Here is a 21,394-nt window from a genome sequence, read left to right on the forward strand (position 1 = left end):
CAACGATTCCGGTAATGTGAAATACTTCACATTTGTTATATAAACTTGGCCAAAACGGCAAAATATCAACAATAATCATCGAAAGCAAACAGGAACCATTGTTTACTTGGCTCCATATTGTGCTGTTCCTGTTCCTCTTTGTTGCATCCGTGTTTGACTTATTGCGTTTTTAGCGTAAGAATGGCAAATGTTCACGCAAACCGATGACGGTATTGCATTCCGGCGCCGCAGCCGGGACGGACACTTGGAAGGAAGGACGGACAGCATGATTACTGGTGCTGTTGGGGAGTCTGCGATTCGCCTGTCGCTAAGCTGGGTGGATTGGCTGATCCTCGTTATTTATTTCGCAATGATCGTGTGGATTGGCTACACCATCCACAAGCAGCAGAAGTCCAGTGAGGACTTCCTGCTGGCGGGACGTTCGATGCCGGCATGGATCGCAGGCCTCGCGTTCTGCGCCGCAAACCTCGGCGCCACCGAGATCCTGGGTATGGCCGCCAACGGCGCCCAGATCGGTATGCCGACCATCCACTACTACCTCATCGGCGCCATCCCTGGCATGGTGTTCCTCGGCATCTTCATGATGCCGTTCTACTACGGTTCCGGCGTGCGCTCGGTTCCTGAGTTCATGCGCAAGCGCTTCGGCAAGGGCGCGCAGCTCATCGTGTCGCTCTGCTTCGCCGTCTCCACGATTCTGCAGGCCGGCATCAACCTGTACGCCATGGCCCTGATCCTGCAGGCCATGCTCGGCTGGAGCCAGTGGACCGCCATCATCCTGTCCGCCATCTTCGTGCTCGCCTACATCACGCTGGGTGGCCTGACCTCCGCAATCTACAACGAGGTCATGCAGTTCTTCGTCATCGTCGCAGCCCTGATCCCTGTGACCATCGTCGGTCTGCACCAGGTCGGCGGCTGGAGCGGCCTGACCGCCAAGCTGTCCTCCATGCAGGACTGGTCCGGCTCCATCCACGCCTGGGCCGGCACCGGCCTCGGCAACGTGACCAACCCGGTCGGCGGCGACTGGTTCTCCATCCTCATGGGCCTCGGCTTCGTGCTCGGCTTCGGCTACTGGACCACGAACTTCACCGAGGTGCAACGCGCCTTCGCCGCGAAGAGCATGACCGCCGCCCGTATGACGCCTATCATCGGCGCCATCCCGAAGATGCTCATCTGGCTCATCATCATCATCCCTGGTCTTGTGGCCGCCGCCACCGTCGGCAACCTGTTCGCCGGTGACCACCCGGTGCTCCAGTACAACGAAGCCATTCCGTACCTGTTCAAGATGTACCTGCCGAACGGCGTGCTCGGCGTCGCCATCACCGGTATGATGGCCTCCTTCATGGCCGGCATGGCCGCGAACGTCTCCTCGTTCAACACCGTCGTCGTCTACGATCTCGTGCAGGACTACATCAAGCCCGGCGAGAAGGACTCCTACTACCTCAAGCTCGGCCGCTGGATCACCTTCGCCGGCATCGTCATCTCCGTCGGCACCGCATGGATCGCCAGCCAGTTCGGCAACATCATGACGTACCTGCAAACGCTGTTCAGCTTCTTCAACGCCCCGCTGTTCGCCGTGTTCATCCTCGGCCTCGTGTGGAAGCGCGTGAGCAACGTGGCCGGCACCGTCGCCTACGTGGCAGGTATCATCGCCCCGCTCATCACGTACATCCTGTACCTGAACTCCGTGGCCGCCGGTCATCCGATCTTCGGCTCCGCGACCGCCGAGACCTGGTACGGCGCCATCATCTCCCTGTTCGCGACCTGGATTGTGGCGGCCATCCTCACGCCGTTCACCAAGGCCAAGACCGAGAAGGAGCTTGAGGGCCTCACCTTCTCCACCGGTGGCATGAAGTACTTCAAGGCCGCCAAGGACGAGGAGCTCGAGGACGCCAAGCGCGCCGCCAAGGGCGTCAAGGATACCGCACTGGTCAAGGTTCCGTGGTTCAAGAAGCCGGCCGTTCTCGGTACCGTCATCTTCATCCTTGGTCTCGTGTTCTACATCCCGTTCTTCTAAACATCGGTTTGAGCATAATTTTCTAAGGAGTTTGCAATGGCAGAAGATACCAAGGCCGGCACTGCCGGCAAGGGCCTGTTGACTCAGGCCGAAAAGGACCAGGCCGTCAAGGCCGCCCGCCGCAACGACCTGCGGCTGCTGATCGGCGTGCTGTTCGCGATCTACGGCGTCATCGTGACCATCGTCGGCATCGTCGACCCGGCCGCCGACGTCGCCAAGACCGGCGGCATCGCCATCAACCTGTGGACCGGCATCGGCATGCTGATCGTCGGCGTGCTGTTCCTCGTGTGGAACTTCGCCCGTCCGCTCGCCGCCGAGGACATCATCGCCTCCGCCGAGGCGTCCGCGGCCAAGGCGCAGATCCAGCATGAGGGCCGCAAGGACTGATTGCCGGGCGCTGATTGCCCGCGTGGGTTCGCGCTGAATCACTGATTCACTGCAAAAGGGGCCTTCCGAGCCGGTTTCCGCCGGTCCGGAAGGCCCCTTTTGCGTGCGGTCCACGCCCAACTCGAGGTTTACGGGTGGGGAGGTCCCGCGGGCGGTCGAAAGGGCGGGACGACAGTCCCGCGAAAGGTGTCGATACCGTCGGCGGCGCCGGATTCCTAGACTGTGAGGTACCGAAAACCCCATGGTGAAAGGAACGTGATGGCGATGACTGGATATCACGATGACCGCGACGGCGATGACCGCAACGAACGCGACCGCAACACCGGCAACGGCTTCGGCCGGAACCCCGGGCGCGGGGAGGGGCCGCTCACCCCGGACGACATCTACGAGCCGGTCGACCCGTTCCGCCTCATCGTGGACGACCTGCCCCGCCGCGCCCGGAACATCGTGCGCTCCATCTACGGCGTCGTGGGCGCGGTGGCCGTGGTCGTCGGTCTGGCGTTGTTGCTCATCCCCGGCAAGACCATGCGCGTCGTCGCCGTCGCGCTCGGCCTGTACTTCATCGTCTCCGGGGTGGCGCGCGCGATCGGCGCGATCGTGGAACCGTTCCTGCCGGGCGGGTGGCGCGTGCTCGACATCCTCTTCGGCACGCTGCTGGTCATCGGCGGCGTGGTCATCATGAAGGATACGGCGTTCTCCTCCGAGGCGCTGGCGCTGATCGTCACCATCACCATCGGCATCGGATGGATCATCGAGGGCGTGCTCACGCTCCTGGAATCGTGGGCGCTGCCGAGCTCCGGCTGGGCCGTGGCCACGGCGATCCTCTCCATCCTCGCCGGCGTCGTGATCCTCGTGAGCCCGGTGCAGTCCACGGTGTGGCTGGTCATGTTCACCGCCTGTGCGCTGATTGTGCTCGGCGTGATGTCGCTCGTGCGCGCGCTCACCTTCGGACGAGGGCGGTAACACCCGAAATCCGCGATTCATGGTGCCAAATGGTCGTTCTCAGCCGGAAAAACGACCGAAAGACACCGCAAAATCGCGGATTTCGCGCCCCTATTCCGCGAACACGTATTCGCTGAGGCGCCGCATGGCCTCCTCGACGCGCGACTTCGGCAGCGCCAGGTTCATGCGAATAGCGCACGGATGCTGGAACTGCCGGCCGTCCTGCCAGCCGACGCCCACGTCCCAGCCGCGCTTCTCCAGGTCTGCGATGCCCAACCCGTGCTTCTCGCACCACGACGTACAGTCGAGGAACAGCATGTACGTGCCCTGCGGCCGCGCCACCGTGATGCCGTCGAAATGCGCGTTGATGTAGTCGGTCGCGTATGCCACGTTGTCGGAGAGCACGTCGAGCAGCTCGTCCAGCCACTGCCGCCCCTCGGGACTGTAGGCGCCGACGAGCGCGTGCATCGACAGCACGTTCATGGCGTTGTAGTGCGTCTTCTCGCTGACCGCCACGAGCCGGTCGCGCAGATAGTCGTCGTACACGATGTGGTAGCTGCCGACGAGCCCGGCCAGCGAGAACGTCTTGCTCGGCGCGTAGAACGCGATGGTCCGCCGGCGTGCGTCGTCGCTCACCGTCTGCGTGGGGATGTGGTGGTTGCCGCGCAGGATGATGTCGGACCAGATCTCGTCGGAGACGACCACGCAGTCGTTGGCCGCGTAGACCTCCATCGCGCGTTCGATCTCCCAGCGCTCCCACACGCGCCCGCATGGGTTGTGCGGCGAGCAGAACACGGCCACGTGGATGTTGTTCTCCTTGATCTTGCGGTCCATGTCGTCGAAGTCCATGCGCCACACGCCCGCTTCGTCGCGTTTGAGCGGACTGTGCACGATGCGGTAGCCGTTGCCGCCGATCGACATCGTGAACCCGACGTATGTGGGGGAGTGCAGCAGCACCGCGTCGCCGGGCGTGGCGAACGCCTTCATCGCGCTGACCACGCCGCCGAGCACGCCGTTCTCGTAGCCGATGTGCCTGGCCTCAAGGCCGGTGACGCCGTTGCGTCTGGCCTGCCAGTCGATGATGGCGTCGAAGTACTCGTCGGACGGATCGAAGTATCCGAACAGCGGATGCGACGTGCGTTCCATTATCTGCCGGGTGATGGCCGGTGCGGTGGGGAAGTTCATGTCGGCGATCCACATGGGGATCTCGTCGAATCCGGGCTTGGGCTTCTCGGGCGCGAATCCGGGCATGGCGCCGACGCCGTCCACGGCGATCGCGTCCTTGCCGCGGCGGTCGATGATCGAAGTGAAATCGTAGGGCATATAAGTAAGGTATCGACACGCGCGGCGATACGCGCCGGTCGGGGATATAACGCTGCTTATCGGGTTATGGCAATGTCGAATACCGATGATTGTGGCATGGAACCGTGGGCCGGCTACACCCGATTTTGCAAAATCGGGAACGTATGTAATAATCGTGACTCGGAAGTTTTGCGCTTCCGCTGCGGATGTAGCTCAATGGTAGAGCCTCAGTCTTCCAAACTGATTACGCGGGTTCGATTCCCGTCATCCGCTCCACGTCGAACCGTTGCCATAGCAACGGTTTTCTTGTATCTAGGATGGAGATGTCGAAATATATCCGACCATCGGATTATCGGGGATGCCGCATCGGTTTCCTATGTGTCGACGATCGGACGATTGGAGCGAGCATGACGACCGGACCAGAGCCGAAGCAGCAGAAGCGGCAGACCGACCCGAGCGAATCGCATCCCCGTGTGCCGTCGATGGCCGAGGTGGAACGCCGTCAGTGGCACAAGGGACGTTGGATCGTGTTCATCGTCGCGCTGATCGTGGCCATCATCGTGCCGTACGGCGTCGGACGCATGCTGGCCATGAACGACACGCAGGCCATCGTCGACATCGTCGAACCGTTCGACCCCAACGGCATGGCGCTGGTCTCGTGGGCCATCACCGTGGCGATGTTCGCCTCGCTGGGCATGGCGGTCATGGAGACGCGGCGCGCGTTGTGGCGCGTGCTGTTCATCATCGGTCTGGCCTTGGAGCAGCTGCTCGCCGGCATCGGCATGCTGCGGCTGAACTTCTGGTATTCCACGTATGTGGTGTACGGGGATTCCGCGGCGCCGATCAACGCGTCGAACCTCGGCATCATCGCCGCCGCGCTCGGACTGGCCGTGTTCGCGGTGGTCTACGTCGGCCTGCTGGTCGTGATCCGCAAGGATTCGCGGCTCAACGTGCTGACACGCAGCTGGTCGGCGCTTGCGATGTTCTTCATACTCGAGGTGATCACGCTGGCGGTGGTGCTGCTCAGCGGCCTGTCCACCATCGTGTGAGGGACGGCCTGCGGTATCCGTCGTGTCCGCTCGCGTCGTGGTCCGTGGCCCAACACTCCGGTCCGGCCTGCGTGTATACTTAAATTTTGGCGTGTTTCGCCCGCGGATAGAGAGCGCTGTGGCCGTCATGGTCATGGCACCGCGCAACGACACTGAATATAAGGAGGAGCTGTGGCTCTTAGCAACGCTGAAAAGCAGGCAATCATTTCCGAGTACGCGACGCACGAGGGCGACACCGGCTCGCCCGAGGTTCAGGTGGCGCTGCTGTCCAAGCGTATCTCCGACCTGACCGAGCACCTGAAGATGCACGCTCACGATCACCACTCCCGTCGTGGCATGCAGCTGATGATCGGTGATCGTCGTCGTCTGCTGGACTACCTCAAGCGTAACGACATCGAACGTTACCGTTCCCTGATCGAACGCCTCGGTCTGCGCCGATAATTGAATTCTTCCGCCCGGGCATAACCTGCTCGGGCGCTTTTGCATGTCGGGAAGGATCACGGGATCCATGGCCGGTGAAGGAATCCGGGGAATGATGTAAGAGGACGTGCGCGGTCAGGTACGCCGCGTCCGGCCATGAATCCGATGTGCGAAAGACGTGTGGCCCACGTTCATGGGACCATGCGCAGGGAGGACGGAGTACCGTTCTTCCCCCGGCGTCCCCCAGCGGGACGGCCGGGAAAATGAAGAGGCTGAATAGACAGATAACAGGAACAACAAAAGGAGGAACCCTTGGAGGGTCCCGAGATCAAGGCCGTTGAGGCCGTTATCGACAATGGTTCATTCGGCAAGCGTACGCTGCGCTTCGAGACGGGTCGTCTCGCCCAGCAGGCGGATGGGGCAGTAGCCGCCTATCTTGATGATGATTCCATGGTGCTGAGCACCACCACCGCCGGCTCCAGCCCGAAGGAGAACTACGACTTCTTCCCGCTGACCGTCGACGTCGAGGAGAAGATGTACGCCGCGGGCAAGATCCCCGGATCCTTCTTCCGCCGCGAGGGCCGTCCGAGCTCCGAGGCCATCCTGGCCTGCCGCATCATCGACCGCCCGCTGCGTCCGCTGTTCCCGCACACGCTGCGCAACGAGGTGCAGGTCGTCGAGACCATTCTTTCCATCAACCCTGATGACGCCTACGACGTCATCGCGCTGAACGCCGCCTCCGCCTCCACGCTGATTTCCGGCCTGCCGTTCGAAGGCCCGGTCTCCGGCGTGCGTCTGGCGCTCATCGACGGACAGTGGGTCGCCTTCCCGCGCTGGAGCGAGCGCGAGCGCGCCGTGTTCGAGATCGTGGTCGCCGGCCGCGTGATCGAGAACGGCGACGTCGCCATCGCCATGATCGAGGCCGGTGCCGGCAAGAACGCCTGGAAGCTCATCTACGAGGATGGCCAGACCAAGCCCGACGAGACCGTCGTGGCCGGTGGCCTCGAGGCCGCCAAGCCGTTCATCAAGGTCATTTGCGAGGCCCAGAACGAGCTCAAGGCCAAGGCCGCCAAGGAGACCCGCGAGTTCCAGCTGTTCCCGGAGTACACCGACGACCTGTACAACCGCATCGACGAGATCGCCCACGGCCAGCTCGACGAGGCCCTGTCCATCGCGGAGAAGCTGCCGCGCCAGGACCGCATCGCCGAGATCAAGCAGCAGGTGAAGGACACCCTCGCCGGCGAGTTCACCGACATGGACGACGCCGAGAAGGAGAAGGAGATCGGCAACGCGTTCAAGGAGCTGCAGCGCCAGATCGTGCGCCGCCGCATCCTCACGCAGGACTACCGCATCGACGGCCGCGGCCTGCGCGACATCCGCACCCTCTCCGCCGAGGTCGACATCGTGCCGCGCGTGCACGGCTCCGCCCTGTTCCAGCGCGGCGAGACCCAGATCCTGGGCGTCACCACGCTGAACATGCTCAAGATGGAGCAGCAGATCGACGCGCTGTCCGGCCCGAACACCAAGCGTTACATGCACAACTACGAGATGCCGCCGTACTCCACCGGCGAGACCGGCCGCGTCGGCTCCCCGAAGCGCCGCGAGATCGGCCACGGCGCCCTCGCCGAGAAGGCCATCGTGCCGGTGCTGCCGAGCCGCGAGGAGTTCCCCTACGCCATCCGCCAGGTCTCCGAGGCCATCGGCTCCAACGGCTCCACCTCCATGGGCTCCGTGTGCGCCTCCACCCTGTCGCTGCTCGCCGCCGGCGTGCCGCTGAAGGCCCCGGTCGCGGGCATCGCCATGGGTCTCGTCTCCGGCGATGTGGACGGCCAGCACGTCTACAAGACCCTCACCGACATCCTGGGCGCCGAGGACGCGTTCGGCGACATGGACTTCAAGGTGGCCGGCACCAGCGAGTTCATCACCGCCCTGCAGCTCGACACCAAGCTCGACGGCATCCCCGCCGACATCCTGGCCGCCGCCCTGCAGCAGGCCCACGAGGCCCGCGCCACGATCCTCGACCTCATCAACGAGTGCATCGACGGCCCGGCCGAGATGAGCGAGTACGCCCCGCGCATCATCACCACCACCGTCCCGGTCGACAAGATCGGCGAGGTCATCGGCCCGAAGGGCAAGATGATCAACCAGATCCAGGAGGACACCGGCGCCGAGATCGCCATCGAGGACGACGGCACCGTGTTCATCTCCTCCGAGGGCGGCGAAGGCGCCGAGAAGGCCAAGGCCATCATCGACCAGATCGCCAACCCGCATGTGCCGGAGGCCGGCGAGCAGTACAACGGCAAGGTCGTCAAGACCACGTCGTTCGGCGCGTTCGTCAACCTCACGCCGGGCACCGACGGTCTGCTGCACATCAGCCAGATCCGCAACCTCGCCAATGGCGAGCGCATCGACGCCGTCGAGGACGTGCTCAAGGAAGGCGACACCGTCGAGGTCGTCGTGCAGGGCGTGGACGACCGCGGCAAGATCTCGCTGGCCATCCCCGGCTTCGAGGACCAGGAGTCCGGCGCCTCCCGCGGCGGCGACCGTGGCGGACGTGGCCGCGGCGACCGTGACGACCGCCGTGGCGGACGCGACCGCGACCGTGACGACCGCGGCTTCCGCGGACGTGGCCGTCGTGACGACCGTCGTGACCGTGATGACCGTCGTGACCGCGACGATCGTCCGCGTCGTCGCCGTTACGATGACGACCGCTACGACAACGACCGTTACGATGACGACGATCGTCGTTCCGACCGTGACTTCGACCGCGATGACCGCGACTACCGTGACGACCGTCGTGACCGTGACGACCGCCGAGGCGGCCGCCGTGGCGGACGTCGTGACCGTGATGACCGTCGTGACCGCGACTACCGTGACGATCGTCGTGGTGGCCGCCGCGACGACCGCAACCCGCGTTACGCCGTCGACGACTCCTACGACGAGTACCGCGCCGACCGCGAGGAGCGTTCCGAGCGCCCGCGCCGCCGCGTCCGTCGTGACTTCGATCCGTTCGAGGACTGATTCCGGTTTTCTGGCTCCCCTCTTTGAGGGGAGCTGTCGGCGGAGCCGACTGAGGGGAGTTGCACACCTTGTGTGTGGAATGTCTCCGCTTGACGGCTCGGCATTCGAGGACTGATTCCGGTTTCCTGGCTCCTCTCTTTGAGGATTCTGCCGTGAAGCAAACGGCAGAGGCGTTTGCAGGCAGAATGCGAGCCGACAGGGGAGCCGCCGCACTCCCTCCGCGCGCGATTTCCGTCTGACGACCGATAATCCAAGGGGCCGTGACATCCTGTGATGTCACGGCCCCTGCTTATTCCTATTCCCGCGTTTTCTCCCGACATTCGTACCCGCCTCATCGCAAGCCGCTGCAGTGTCGCATGGCTTTGTTGGCGCCCCACGATTCCCGCGTCGTCGCCCATCATCTGTTCAGATGAATCGATAAACCAACCATTGGTGTTATTATCGGGTAATACATCAGTTATAACCACGGAATAACCAGGGGATGCCGACGACGATTCCTTGTGGTTTCAACGGTTCGCATCAGTGGCGAAGCGGTCAGGACCCTGCCTGTGGCAGCATCGCGCAGGGCCGGATGCCAGACGAAGGCCCGATGCGGGGCGGCTGCGGGACCACGGCCGGCGACGGCGTCCCCGCGCATGGTCGTAACCGACGTCCCATAACCGCATCGGCGGCCACGCCGCCAAGCCAAGGAGCAGCCCCATGAGCAAGCGAATCCCCTACGAGCAGGTCGAGGAAACCATCCGCAAGGCGTTCATCGCCATCGGCATGGACGAGGACAAGGCGGCGACATGCGCCGCCGTGCACACGGAATCCAGCGCCGCCGGCGTCGAAAGCCACGGCCTGAACCGCGTGCCGCGCTTCGTGGAATACGTGCGCAAGGGCTGGATCAACCTCGACGGCGAACCGCAGCTGGTCAAGGCCGTGGGCGCCGTGGAGAACTACGACGGCCAGCTCGGCGTCGGCGTGCTCAACGCCCTGTTCTGCACCGACCGTGCCATGCAGCTCGCTAAGGAGCACGGCATCGGCTGCGTGACCCTGCGCAACACGACCCACTGGATGCGCGGCGGCACCTACGCGTGGCGTATGGCCGAAGCCGGATACGTGGGCATGAACTGGATTAACACCGAAAGCTGCATGCCGATGTGGGGCAGCGTCGAACCAAGCGTGGGCAACAACCCGTTCTGCATGGCCATCCCGCGCGAGAACGGGCCTGTCGTGGTCGACATGGCCATGAGCCAGTACGCGTACGGCAAGCTCGGCGTCTACCGTCTCGCCGGCAAGAAGCTGCCGTTCCCCGGCGGATTCGACGTCGACGGCAACCTTACCGACGACCCGGGCAAAATCGAGGAAAGCATGCGCATCCTGCCCACCGGCTACTGGAAAGGCAGCAGCATGGCCATCGCCATGGACCTTGCCGCCGCACTGATGTCGAACGGCATGACCGGCTCCGACATCGACCAGGGCGGACACGGCAGCTGCGGCGGCTGCAGCCAGGTGTTCATCGCCTTCGACCCCGACCTGTTCGGCGGCCACGACGAGAACCAGGCCAAGCTCGACCGTCGCATCGACGCCGTGCACAACGCCCGCCCCGAAAACCCCGACCGTCCGGTCGCATACCCCGGTGAGCACGCGCTCGCCAACCTCGAACGCAGCCGCAGGGAGGGTGTCGTCGTGGACGAGACCATATGGGATCAGGTGCGCTCGATCGCCGACGGCAACCTCGACGTCGTGGACATCGCCAGCAGGTGAGTGTTCATGAAACCGATTCCATCTTTGGGTTGTTCCCGAGTAAGGTGAGCATCGGGTAATTCCGTCAGGATAATTCCTCCATCGAATATCGAACGAAAGGAATCCACATGTTCGCTGCTGGCATCGACGCCGCGGAACGCTACGACTACCGCGACGACGAATTCAAGACCGTCTACGCCTGGCTGCGCGATCCGGCCCTCGCAACGCTCGAACCGGGCACATACCCCATCGAAGGCTCGCACAGCGTGGCCTACGTGCAGGAGTACGACACGCGCGAGGCCGACGAGGGGCGTTTCGAGACACACGACCATTTCTTCGACGTCCACTACGTCATCTCCGGGCGCGAACGCGTCTACCTGTGCAAGCGCGACGGCCTTGTGCTGCATGAGCGTGACGACGACACCGACCTGTCGTTGTACGACGATCCGGCCATCGACGGCGGCCTGCTGCTCGAGGCCGGCTCGTTCGTCGTGGTCGCTCCCGAGGACGCGCACAAGCCGCGCTGCTCCGCCCGGCCGGGCAATCGCGAGCACGTGCGCAAGGTCGTCGTCAAGGTCCCCGTCTGACCTCTCGCGGGACTGGGTTTGTGGGTCTATCTGTTCCCGCGTGGAAAAGTGGGCCTATCCGTTCGCCGGTTTCGGGGTTTGTGGGTCTGTCCGTTTGTAGGGTCCGGGGTTTGTGGGTCTGCCCGCCCGCCGGGTTCGGTTTGTGGGTCTATCCACTCCTGAAAACATGGAAAGTGGGTCTATCCGTCCGTAGGTTTCGGGGTTTGTGGGTCTATCCGTTTGCCAAAAAATGAAAGTGGGTCTACCGCATACACGAGGACAGTGTTTTCGGCGTCCTCGTGTATACGGTAGACCCACAAACCCGTTTATGAACGGTTTGGCCCACTCTTCGTGAATGGTCTGGACCCACTAATCTGCTGTATAGTTGGCCGGGACCCACAATCCTCCTCGTTTGTGATTGGCTGAGCCTGCTAATCCGTCTTGTGGTTGGTCGGATTGACGATTGCGGTCGGCTTGGCCTGCGATTGCGGCCGATTTGACCTATGACATGGCTGGTTGGTCTGCGATTGCGGCAGGCTGGACCCACTAATCTTTCCTTTGGCTTGGTCGATGATGGAGCATGCTGCATATGCTCGGTTTTGCGTCGTGGTCCATCAATTTTGGCCTGTTTTTCATGGATTATGGCGAATTTTGTTGAAAATGTGGCGCAATCCATCGGCTGGAGGATATCGGTCATCGAGAAACCGCATGATTGCAACGGTTCTGGATTTCAGGCCGTGATGGTGCGATGGACGGCGTGACAAAACGCCCGATATGCGTCGTAGTCCATCGGAATCCAGCTGATTCCCATGGACCACAACACATTCCACCAACACTGCGTCATGGTCCATCGGTGATGTCTGATTGTTGCGAATTCCGTCACTATGTTGATTCGACGATCTATCGATTCGGCAATTGGTGGTCAGTCATCCTGCTGGCACAGTTGATGGATTGTCTTAAACTGTTCGTCAGTGAGTTGCACGGCCGGTTCTCTGACAAGGGTGGAAATCGGCAGGCCTTTGGCCTTGACCGCGCCTTTGATGGCGGAGATGAACAAATCGGCCTGGTCGTAGATCGCCATGAGCCGGCTGATTCGTTGGGCCGCGGTGATGGCCGTGGCATAGTCTCCGGATTCGTACGCCCGGTGCATGGTGACGAACGTCTCCGGTTCCACGTTGGTCAAGCCGCACAGCACTCCGTCGCCGCCGGAGACTCGGTTGACCAGATAGTATTCGTCGTATCCGGACAGTACCGAGAAATCATGGGTGACGGGTCTGACGGCGGTGATGACTTTACGCGTATGGCTGATGGTGTCGACCGTGTCCTTGATGCCGACGATGGTCGGGTGTCGTTGCCGTAGTCGTGCCACCAGTTCCGGATTGAGGTCATTGCCGGTACGGGCGGGGAAGTTGTAGAGGATGACCGGTAGGTCGGTGGCTTCGGACACCGTGGCGAAATACCGTTCGGCAGCGGCATCGTCGGGGCCGAAATAATAGGGGCTTACCGCCACCAGTGCGTCAACACCTGCGTGCTCGCAGAACTTTGCGAAGTCGACGACGTTGTCGATGTTTGTATCCCCGATACCGACGAGGACGCTTATGCGTCCCGCTACATGCCGTACCACGAATTCGACGGCGCGTTTCTTTGTCTCCAGAGGGAAGGCGAAGAACTCACCGATGCTGCCGAAGATCAGTACACCGTCGATGCCGGCCTCGACCAGATGGTCGAGATGGCGTCCCCAGAGTTCGAGTTCGAGGTCACCGTCATCGTCGGTGATGGTGATGGAGGGGCAATATATCCCTGTGAATCGTCTGGTGGATTGTGCGGTCATGATGTGCTCCTTAATGGCGGCGTATGGACGTCGCCGGTGGTGGGCCGTCGTCGGAATCGCTGGTTCCATCGGCTTCGATGGGGCCGACACGCCGTTGTCGTCGTTGAAAACAGTGGCATTGTCGATTTCGATGTGACGTGCGCTTTGCGTCGTGCACTCTCCATGATATCGTAATTACACAACTTGTATACAAGATGTATTCAAAAAACGCATCGAATATACGGGCTGTACGTATAACACGGAAACGCCGTCGGCGATGCCTTCCGAACGAAGTTGTTCGGGGGGGGGGGCTTACGTCGAAGGTTTTCGCGCATCACCATAACAGTCAATAGTCAATTTCCATATGCATGCATTACGCGTGTGGCTTCAACGAAGAAGTGAAAGGAGTGCGCATGATCGACAGCGAAGCCGAGATCAGGCGCAACATGCCTGATTACCAGCTTTCCTCCGCCTGCCTTGGATGACCGTGCCCATGGGGTCCGGAAGTGGGCCCGATTGGATAACCAGACAAGTCAAGCGTAAGGAAAGCAATCAATGAAAGCAGCAGTAGTCTATGGTCCCAACGATTTGAGGATCGAAGAACGTCCGATGCCGAAAATCACGGCGGCTGATGATGTTCTTGTCAAGATTCGCGCCGTCGGCGTATGTGGTTCCGACATCCATATGCTCGCGGGCGAGAATCCGTTCGCGAAATTCCCCAGGGTCATGGGGCATGAGATGGTCGGTGAGGTGGTGGAGTTCGGTGAGGACGTCCATGATCTCGAGCCGGGCGACCACATCGTCATCGAGCCGATTACCTACAGCGGTAAGAGCTATGCGGTGCGTCGCGGCATGCCGAACGTGAGCGAGGACCTCAAGGTCAACGGCGTTCATGTGGACGGTGGGCAGCAGGAGTATCTCGTCATTAAGAACATCCAGGCCCACAAGATCCGCAAGGACATCCCGTGGACCACGGCCGTGCTCGCCGAACCGTACACCATTGCCGGGCAGTCGTCCACCCGCGGACAGGTCGGTGCCGCCGACCGTGTGTTCATCCACGGTGCCGGACCGATTGGTATCGCGTTGACCCGCATATGCAAGGTCAAGGGCGCGACGGTCATGGTCTCCGACGTGGTCGATGACAAGCTCGAGTTCGCCAAGGCCAATGGCGCCGACGTGGTCGTCAACCCCACGAAGGACGACCTTGTGCAGGCCGTCTCCGACTGGACCGGTGGGGAGATGGCGAATATCGTCATCGATGCGGCATGTCTGCCGCAGACCTTCCAGAAAAGTTTCGATCTGGTGTCGGTGGCCGGCACGATCGTCGTGCTCGGCATGAACGAAACCCCGGTGCCCATTGCCCAGAAGCCGTTCATGGCGAAGCAGCTCACCGTGGTAGGATCCCGCCTCCAGGCGTTCCAGTTCGATCCGATCATCCGTCTGCTGGAGGCCGGTGTAATCGGCGACGATGGGCTGGTCACCCACGTGATTCCGTTCGAGAAGGTGCAGGAGGGCATCGATCTGATGCATGAGCATCCCGAACAGGTCAAGAAGCTCGTGCTCACTTTCGAGGACTGAGCCATATCATGACCGATTTGTGACGCCCCTCGACGTTGTGGCGGTGTCACGGCAGGATAAGGGGTTTCCCTCCCTGCGTTCCACATGAAACATTCCCTGTTCCGGTGTGTGGCAAGGCGCTAGCACGCCTTGCCACCGGAGCGGGTGTCTCCCCAATGATGCAGAGAAAAAAGGAACGAATATGAGCAATAGCCAAGACGTGCAAGCCAAAAGATCCTGGCTTCCCAAGGCACACCCGGTCTCCTGGGGCATGCTGGCGATCGGTACCAGCTCCATGCTGCTGATTTCCATCGACCGTCAGATTCTGCCCACCGTACTGCCGGCCATCATGAAGGAGTTCGGCATGAACTCCACGCAGGGTGGCTTCATCAGCTCGCTGAACTTCATCGGCACCTTGCTCGGCGCCGCGATCATCGGCGTCGTCGCCGACAGCATCGGCCGTGGCTACAAGCGTACATGGGCTTGGTGGGGAAGCTGCTTCCTCGCCATCATCTCCGGTCTGGCCACGTTCTTCACCAAGGGCGTGTTCAACCTTCAGCTGTGGCGAGTGGTCATGGGCCTTGGTACCGGTGCCATGGAGCCGGCGAACGTTGCGTTGGTCAGCGACTTCTGGCAGAAGGAGAACCGAGGATTCGCGCTCGGCGTGAACCACACCGGCATGCCGCTGGGCCAGTTCATCGGACCGGCGCTGCTGTCGGTTGTGCTGCTCTATGGCGGCTGGCGTGACGCCTTCCTGTGGATTCCCGCCATCGGCATCCTGCTGATTCTCGCCCAGTGGCTCGTAGGCAGCAAGAAGAACGAAATGAAGGTCCGCGGATGGATCGACGAACACAACATGACCCAGCCGTACTCCAAGGAAGACGTGGAGAACAAGCTTGGCGTCAAGCAGTCGTTCATGAATGCCGTCAACTCGTTGAAGAACCGCAACATCCGTCTGGCCATCACCATGGACTTCCTGTTCCTGTGGACGGAGATGGGCGTCGCCACCTTCCTCACCCTGTATCTCATGGACCATCTCGGCATCGGTCTGGCACAGGCCGCGCTGATCTCCGGCGCCTCCGGTATCACCGGATGGTTCGGTCTGATTCTGTGGGGCACGGTCTCCGACCACATCGGTCGTCGTCCCGCCCTCGGTATCGTCACTGTGGGCTTCGCCGCCACTGTGTTCTGCCTCACCTTCATCAACAGCGTGCCGACCGCTTGGGCCATGCTCATCGTCTGGGGACTCTTCCGCAATGCGCCGTTCGCCGTTATCAACTCCCTGACCGTCGACTCCGCCCCGAAGGAGGCGGCCTCCTCGCTCGGCTTCCTCGTCGGCATCGGCTACGGCCTCTCCGGAACTCTGGTCTCCCCGGTCATCGGCTGGGTCATCGACCAGTGGGGCTACTCCACCAGCTACGTCATCCTCGCCATCTCCTGCCTGCTGGTATTCATCCCGCTGCTCATGGCCAAGGAGACCGCCGGTCGCAAGCTCAAGGAGCGCCAGCTCCAGGGCTGATCATGCGGCAACGGCCGGTTCCTCTTCAATCGGCCGGTACCGCCCTCGAACATCAATCCATAACTGTCGGACAACCAACCAAATATCAACAACCAATCGAAAGGCCACAATCATGACTGAAGTACAGACGCTGGTGGAATGCCACAACCGACTCGGTGAGGGACCGTCCTACGACGACGTCAACGATTTGCTCTACTGGGTGAACATCTTCGAAAAGGAGATCTTCCGGTACGACTTCGCGACCGGCGAAGTCGAAAAGAGGACCCTCCCCAAGTACGTCGGATACATCGTCCCCACGGAAAAGAAGGGAGTCGTGCTTGTCGGACTGCAGGACGGCGCCTATCTGTATGACTACAGCGACGCGACGCTGGAATTCGTCGGAGGTCCCGTGGGCCATGATCCGCTGACGTACCGCTTCAATGATGGCAAGTGCGATGCCAAGGGCCGCATCTGGGCCGGTACCGCCTCCTGGTTCGAGGAGCGGTTCGATGCCTCCTTCTACCGTGTGGAGAACGGTGAGTTCACTCCGATGCTCTCCGGTGTGAACGTCTCCAACGGACTCGGGTGGAGCCCCGACAACAAGCACCTCTTCTACATCGACTCCGGCAAATACACGGTCTACAAGTTCGATTTCGATCTTGAGACCGGTGCGCTGTCCAACAAGCGGGTCCTCATCGACTTCAAGGACCAGAACGCCAATCCGGACGGTATGACCGTCGATGCCGACGGCAACCTGTGGATTGCCAACTGGGGAGGATTCAAGGTCTCCCAGTGGAATGGCGAAACCGGAGAGAAGATGCGTGAGATTATGTTCCCCGCCAAGCGCGTGACCTGCCCGGTGTTCGCCGGCAAGGACTACTCCAAGATGATTGTGACCACGGCGTCGCATGGACTCTCCGACGAGGAGCTGGCCGAGGGGCCGGGCGCCGGCAATGTGTTCATCGTTGATGCCGGTGTCAAGGGTTTCAAGACCAACTTCTACGCACTGTAGACGTATGGTCCGGTGGACGCCGGGCCACATGATTCCGATGCATCTCATCCCGGCCGGACAGGTCTCCCCTTCCGCCTGTCCGGTTACGGTGCCGATGCCCGCGGGAACGATGGCAGTCTTCCCGCACGGCGTCGGCGCCACTCATCGATTCCCAGAATGGGTGGCGCAGACGTTTTCTTGGTGCCGGAGCCATTCATGAAGAAAGGAGTACGCGTAACCTATAGTGCTACTATGACGCAAAGCAAGAGGGACACGGCATACGAGTTCATCCGCGAACGGATTGTCATGGGGCAATATCGTCCCGGCGACCTGCTGGATGAGCAGACGTTGGCCCGTGAGAACGGCGTAAGCCGCACTCCGATTCGGGAGGCGACGCGACGTCTTGTGGAAGAAGGTCTGGTGCAGGTGCTGCCGCGCCGGGGCATACTGGTCAGTCGTATCTCTCTGAAAAGCATCAATGACATGATGGAGGCCAGGTACCTGATTGAACCGTTCCTGCTGCGCAAGGGATTCCACTTGCTGAATGCCGGACGGCTGGCCGAATTCCGTGATCATGAACAGTCGAAGATCGTGACCGGGGATGCACGGGTGGAGCAGTCCGTCGAGGATTTCGACACCACGTTGCACCTGTATCTCACCGGCGCGGGGGATAACGACTATCTGAATGACACCATGCGTCGTCTCATGACGCAGAACCAGCGCATGCGTGCCATCACTTCATCCCTGAGTAGCGAACGAGTGCTCGAATCATGCCACGAACATGTGGCGATACTCGATAAGGCCATCGATGATGACCTTGACGGGGCCGTAGAAGCGTTGCGAACGCACCTGCGGCGTTCCCGCGAAAGCTACGATCGGCTTGGGGACTTCAATCACGAATATTTCAGTCTGTAATACGGAGCCATAGGCATGCTCACGCATCCGGCTCCATGAACATACAAAGGCAAAGGAGCCTGTTATGAGTCGTTTTACTGCGGTGAGGGTGTTTGATTTTCGTTTTCCGACGTCGAGTACGTTGTCGGGTTCGGATGCGATGAATCCGGATCCGGATTATTCGTCGGCGTATGTGGAGGTGCACACGGATGCGGACGACGGGATCAAGGGCGTGGGCTTCGTGTTCACGATCGGCCGCGGCAACGACGTGGTGTGCAGGGCCATCGAGTCGATGGGCGGGCGTCTGGTCGGCATGGAGGTCGAGCCGCTGCTGGACGACATGAAGAAGGCGTGGGACCTGTTCGTCCATGATTCGCAGCTGCGTTGGCTCGGCCCGGAGAAGGGCGTGGAGCACATGGCCATCGGCGCGGTGCTCTCGGCCCTGTGGGACGTCAAGGCCAGGCGTGCGGGCAAGCCGCTGTGGCGGCTGCTGGCGGAGATGGAGCCGGAGGAGCTGGTCTCCACGCTCGACTTCCGCTATCTGTCGGACGCGCTGCGCCCGGAGGAGGCCGTCGAGATCCTCAGGGCCGGGCGGAAGGGCAAGGAGGCTCGCATCCGGCACCTGCTTGAGACCGGCTATCCTGGTTATTCCACCGCTGCCGGCTGGCTCGGTTACTCCGACGAGAAGATGGTCGCCCTTGCCAGGGAGGAGTCCCGGGTCAAGGGGTTCAGGCAGATCAAGCTCAAGGTCGGGCAGGACGTGGACGACGACCTGCGCCGCCTGGCCCTGGCGCGCGAGGCGATCGGCCCGGACGTGCGACTGGCGGTGGACGCGAACCAGGTGTGGGATGTGCCCGAGGCGATCGAGTGGATCAACCGGTTCCACGAGTTCGATCTGGCGTGGGTGGAGGAGCCCACGAGCCCGGACGACGTGATCGGCCACGCGACGATCGCGCGGGCGATCAACCCGATTCCGGTCGCGACCGGCGAGCAGATGCAGAGCCGGATCATGTTCAAGCAGTATCTGCAGGCGAACGCGTTCGGCATCATGCAGGTCGACGCCACGCGTGTGGCCGGTCCGCAGGAGATCGTGCTGGAGTACCTGCTCGCCAGGAAGTTCAACAAGCCGGTGTGCCCGCACGCCGGCGGCGTGGGCCTGTGCGAGGCGGTGTGCCATTTCGCGATGTTCGACTACGTGGCCGTCTCCGGCACGACCGAGGGCCGCATGATCGAGTACGTCGACAACCAGCACGAGCACTTCGTCCACCCCACCGAGATTAGGAACGGCAACTACGTGGCCCCGACCGCGCCCGGCAACGGCACCGAGATGACCCTCGAAACCGCCGAGAAATACCTATACAAGGGCTGAGCCAACAATAAATATCGGGAATTTGGTCGATTCATCATAAGGATGAGGATTGTGATGTCCTCACGATATGAATCGACCAAATTTCTGTTTTGTGACCAATTATCGGGACGAATGGGGGAGCTGGCGGGTGAATCCGCGAAAGTCGGTTGTGGTGGATTTGCGCGAGAACATGCTCCGAGAGGCATCCGGGGCATCGGGGGAGCAGTCGTGGGAAGCGATAACAATCGCCGGATACGGCCGATGGGCAAAACCGCGGAGTCGGGCGTCTTCGATGGAGCCAGGGGAAAACCACAGGTAATCGAAATCCGAGCCATCCGTGAGGGTTGGGACAGCGTGTCGCAAGCTGTCGCAATGTGACCGCGGAACCATCCATTATTGCGAAAACCTTTTTTGATGCATCGTTTTCCGGTCTGGTTGACGAAGGGATTTTTTATGTTATTATCTTGTTATAAATCAATTATAACTAAATAATAATCAAGGGATAACGAAGAGGATTCCTTATGATTCCAACGGTTGTACGACCAGTACGACCAAGGAAGCACATCGAATCGGATTCGCGGGGCGTCGAACGACATCGGGTTGCGTTCGGCCGCCGACAGCACCACAACCCGGACTCCTCGACGACGAAGAGGAAACAGCGACGTGTTCAGCGATGAACCCGATGCCAGCCGACGACGGTCGACAGACCGACGTCACGAGGGCAGCGCCGCACCAAGGAAAGGACGACCAATGAAGGCCATTGTAGTCAAGGGACCCCACGAGCTCAGCATCGAAGAGGTGGCCAAGCCGCAGATCGAGGAACGCGACGACGTGCTCGTCAAGATCAAGGCCGTGGGCGTATGCGGCTCCGATGTGCATATTCTCCATGGCGAGAACCCGTTCGTCACCTACCCCCGCGTGATGGGCCACGAGATGGTGGGCGAGGTCGAGGAGGTCGGCGCCGGCGTCGACGACCTCGAGCCGGGCGATCACATCGTCATCGAGCCGATCACCTACAGCGGCAAGAGCTATGCGGTGCGTCGCGGCATGCCGAACGTGAGCGAGGACCTCAAGGTCAACGGCGTCCACGTGGACGGCGGCGAACAGGAATACCTCGTCATCAAGAACATCCAGGCCCACAAGATCCGCAAGGACATCCCGTGGACCACGGCCGTGCTCGCCGAGCCGTACACCATCGCCGGCAACTCCACCACCCGCGGCGACGTGCGCGCCGGTGACCGCGTGCTGGTGCAGGGCGCCGGCCCGATCGGCATCGCCATCCTGCGCGTGGCCAAGGCCAAGGGCGCGACCGTGATGGTCTCCGACATCGTCGACGAGAAGCTCGAGTTCGCCAAGGCCAACGGCGCCGACGTGGTCGTCAACACCAGGACCCAGGACCTCAAGGAGGCCGTCGCCGAGTGGACGCACGGCGAGATGGCGAACGTCGTGCTCGACGCCGCCTGCCTGCCGCAGACCTTCCAGGCCTGCTTCGACCTGGCTTCGGTGGCCGGCACCATCGTGGTGCTCGGCATGAGCCCCGAACCCGTGCCGATTCCGCAGAAGCCGATCATGGCCAAGCAGCTCACCGTGGTGGGCACGCGTCTGCAGGCGTTCCAGTTCGACCCGATCATCCGCATGATGGAGGCCGGCACGCTGGGTGACGACGGCATGGTCACGCACGTCTTCGACTTCAACGACGCCGAACAGGCCTTCAAGCTCCTCGATGAGCATCCCGAGGAGGTCAAGAAGCTCGTCCTGACCTTCGGCGACTGACGTTCGTCGAATCGCCGCATAGGATTTCGGCGGCGGACGTATTCCGCGCCGCCGCCGATCGATGAACGCCCATGGCCATGCTCCGGGGCGGGAT

The 21,394-nt window shown here is 61.6% G+C and carries 16 protein-coding genes and 1 tRNA gene; 15 read left to right on the top strand and 2 right to left on the bottom strand.

Features of this window, described 5'->3' with window-relative positions:
- Positions 1 to 349 precede the first annotated feature (349 nt).
- The 3 genes from KIH77_RS09270 (at position 350) to KIH77_RS09280 (ending at position 3,364) form a co-directional block, all read left to right on the top strand.
- A complete protein-coding gene (locus tag KIH77_RS09270; RefSeq protein WP_236024609.1) occupies positions 350 to 2,014 on the top strand; it encodes a sodium:solute symporter family protein in 1,665 nt (554 codons plus the stop codon).
- A 36-nt stretch (positions 2,015 to 2,050) separates the two neighbouring features.
- Positions 2,051 to 2,401, top strand: coding sequence for a hypothetical protein (locus tag KIH77_RS09275; protein ID WP_219101225.1), 351 nt, complete (start codon positions 2,051 to 2,053; stop codon positions 2,399 to 2,401).
- Positions 2,402 to 2,665: 264 nt separating this feature from the next.
- Positions 2,666 to 3,364 (top strand): HdeD family acid-resistance protein, encoded by a 699-nt coding sequence (locus KIH77_RS09280; RefSeq protein ID WP_219101227.1) that lies wholly within the window; start codon positions 2,666 to 2,668, stop codon positions 3,362 to 3,364.
- 90 nt (positions 3,365 to 3,454) lie between these two features.
- Here KIH77_RS09280 and KIH77_RS09285 read toward each other — a convergent pair whose 3' ends face one another.
- Positions 3,455 to 4,666 (bottom strand): MalY/PatB family protein, encoded by a 1,212-nt coding sequence (locus KIH77_RS09285; protein WP_219101229.1) that lies wholly within the window; start codon positions 4,664 to 4,666, stop codon positions 3,455 to 3,457.
- Positions 4,667 to 4,847: 181 nt separating this feature from the next.
- Between KIH77_RS09285 and KIH77_RS09290 the strand changes: the two genes are divergently transcribed.
- The 6 genes from KIH77_RS09290 (at position 4,848) to KIH77_RS09315 (ending at position 11,450) form a co-directional block, all read left to right on the top strand.
- A tRNA-Gly gene (locus KIH77_RS09290) sits at positions 4,848 to 4,921 on the top strand.
- A gap of 131 nt (positions 4,922 to 5,052) precedes the next feature.
- Complete coding sequence (locus KIH77_RS09295; protein ID WP_219101230.1) at positions 5,053 to 5,694, top strand: hypothetical protein; 642 nt, start codon at positions 5,053 to 5,055, stop codon at positions 5,692 to 5,694.
- Positions 5,695 to 5,865: 171 nt separating this feature from the next.
- Complete coding sequence (gene rpsO / locus KIH77_RS09300) at positions 5,866 to 6,135, top strand: 30S ribosomal protein S15 (RefSeq protein ID WP_219101232.1); 270 nt, start codon at positions 5,866 to 5,868, stop codon at positions 6,133 to 6,135.
- Between the two features lie 291 nt (positions 6,136 to 6,426).
- The gene (locus tag KIH77_RS09305) at positions 6,427 to 9,135 is read left to right on the top strand and encodes a polyribonucleotide nucleotidyltransferase (protein WP_219101234.1); all 2,709 of its coding nucleotides are present in this window, start codon (positions 6,427 to 6,429) and stop codon (positions 9,133 to 9,135) included.
- A gap of 699 nt (positions 9,136 to 9,834) precedes the next feature.
- Positions 9,835 to 10,884: a 3-dehydro-L-gulonate 2-dehydrogenase gene (gene yiaK, locus KIH77_RS09310; protein WP_219101236.1), complete on the top strand. Its 1,050-nt coding sequence runs from the start codon at positions 9,835 to 9,837 to the stop codon at positions 10,882 to 10,884.
- Between the two features lie 107 nt (positions 10,885 to 10,991).
- The gene (locus KIH77_RS09315; RefSeq protein ID WP_219101238.1) at positions 10,992 to 11,450 is read left to right on the top strand and encodes a NanQ anomerase/TabA/YiaL family protein; all 459 of its coding nucleotides are present in this window, start codon (positions 10,992 to 10,994) and stop codon (positions 11,448 to 11,450) included.
- Positions 11,451 to 12,351: 901 nt separating this feature from the next.
- Here the strand turns inward: KIH77_RS09315 and KIH77_RS09320 are convergent.
- Entirely contained in the window at positions 12,352 to 13,260 is a 909-nt protein-coding gene (locus tag KIH77_RS09320) for a dihydrodipicolinate synthase family protein (RefSeq protein ID WP_219101240.1), read from the bottom strand.
- A 534-nt stretch (positions 13,261 to 13,794) separates the two neighbouring features.
- Between KIH77_RS09320 and KIH77_RS09325 the strand changes: the two genes are divergently transcribed.
- From KIH77_RS09325 to KIH77_RS09350, 6 genes are all read left to right on the top strand, one after another.
- A complete protein-coding gene (locus KIH77_RS09325) occupies positions 13,795 to 14,817 on the top strand; it encodes a zinc-binding alcohol dehydrogenase family protein (RefSeq protein WP_219101242.1) in 1,023 nt (340 codons plus the stop codon).
- 181 nt (positions 14,818 to 14,998) lie between these two features.
- Positions 14,999 to 16,315, top strand: coding sequence for an MFS transporter (locus tag KIH77_RS09330; RefSeq protein WP_219101243.1), 1,317 nt, complete (start codon positions 14,999 to 15,001; stop codon positions 16,313 to 16,315).
- A gap of 112 nt (positions 16,316 to 16,427) precedes the next feature.
- Positions 16,428 to 17,306 (top strand): SMP-30/gluconolactonase/LRE family protein, encoded by an 879-nt coding sequence (locus KIH77_RS09335; protein WP_219101244.1) that lies wholly within the window; start codon positions 16,428 to 16,430, stop codon positions 17,304 to 17,306.
- A 231-nt stretch (positions 17,307 to 17,537) separates the two neighbouring features.
- The gene (locus tag KIH77_RS09340; RefSeq protein ID WP_219101245.1) at positions 17,538 to 18,200 is read left to right on the top strand and encodes a GntR family transcriptional regulator; all 663 of its coding nucleotides are present in this window, start codon (positions 17,538 to 17,540) and stop codon (positions 18,198 to 18,200) included.
- A gap of 64 nt (positions 18,201 to 18,264) precedes the next feature.
- Positions 18,265 to 19,548 carry an enolase C-terminal domain-like protein gene (locus KIH77_RS09345; RefSeq protein WP_219101246.1) on the top strand — a complete coding sequence of 428 codons (1,284 nt, stop codon included), beginning with the start codon at positions 18,265 to 18,267 and terminating at the stop codon, positions 19,546 to 19,548.
- A 729-nt stretch (positions 19,549 to 20,277) separates the two neighbouring features.
- A complete protein-coding gene (locus tag KIH77_RS09350; RefSeq protein WP_219101247.1) occupies positions 20,278 to 21,300 on the top strand; it encodes a zinc-binding alcohol dehydrogenase family protein in 1,023 nt (340 codons plus the stop codon).
- The last annotated feature ends 94 nt before the right edge of the window (positions 21,301 to 21,394 follow it).

The organism is Bifidobacterium pluvialisilvae (assembly GCF_019331695.1).
GTDB classification, from domain to species: Bacteria; Actinomycetota; Actinomycetes; order Actinomycetales; family Bifidobacteriaceae; genus Galliscardovia; species Galliscardovia pluvialisilvae.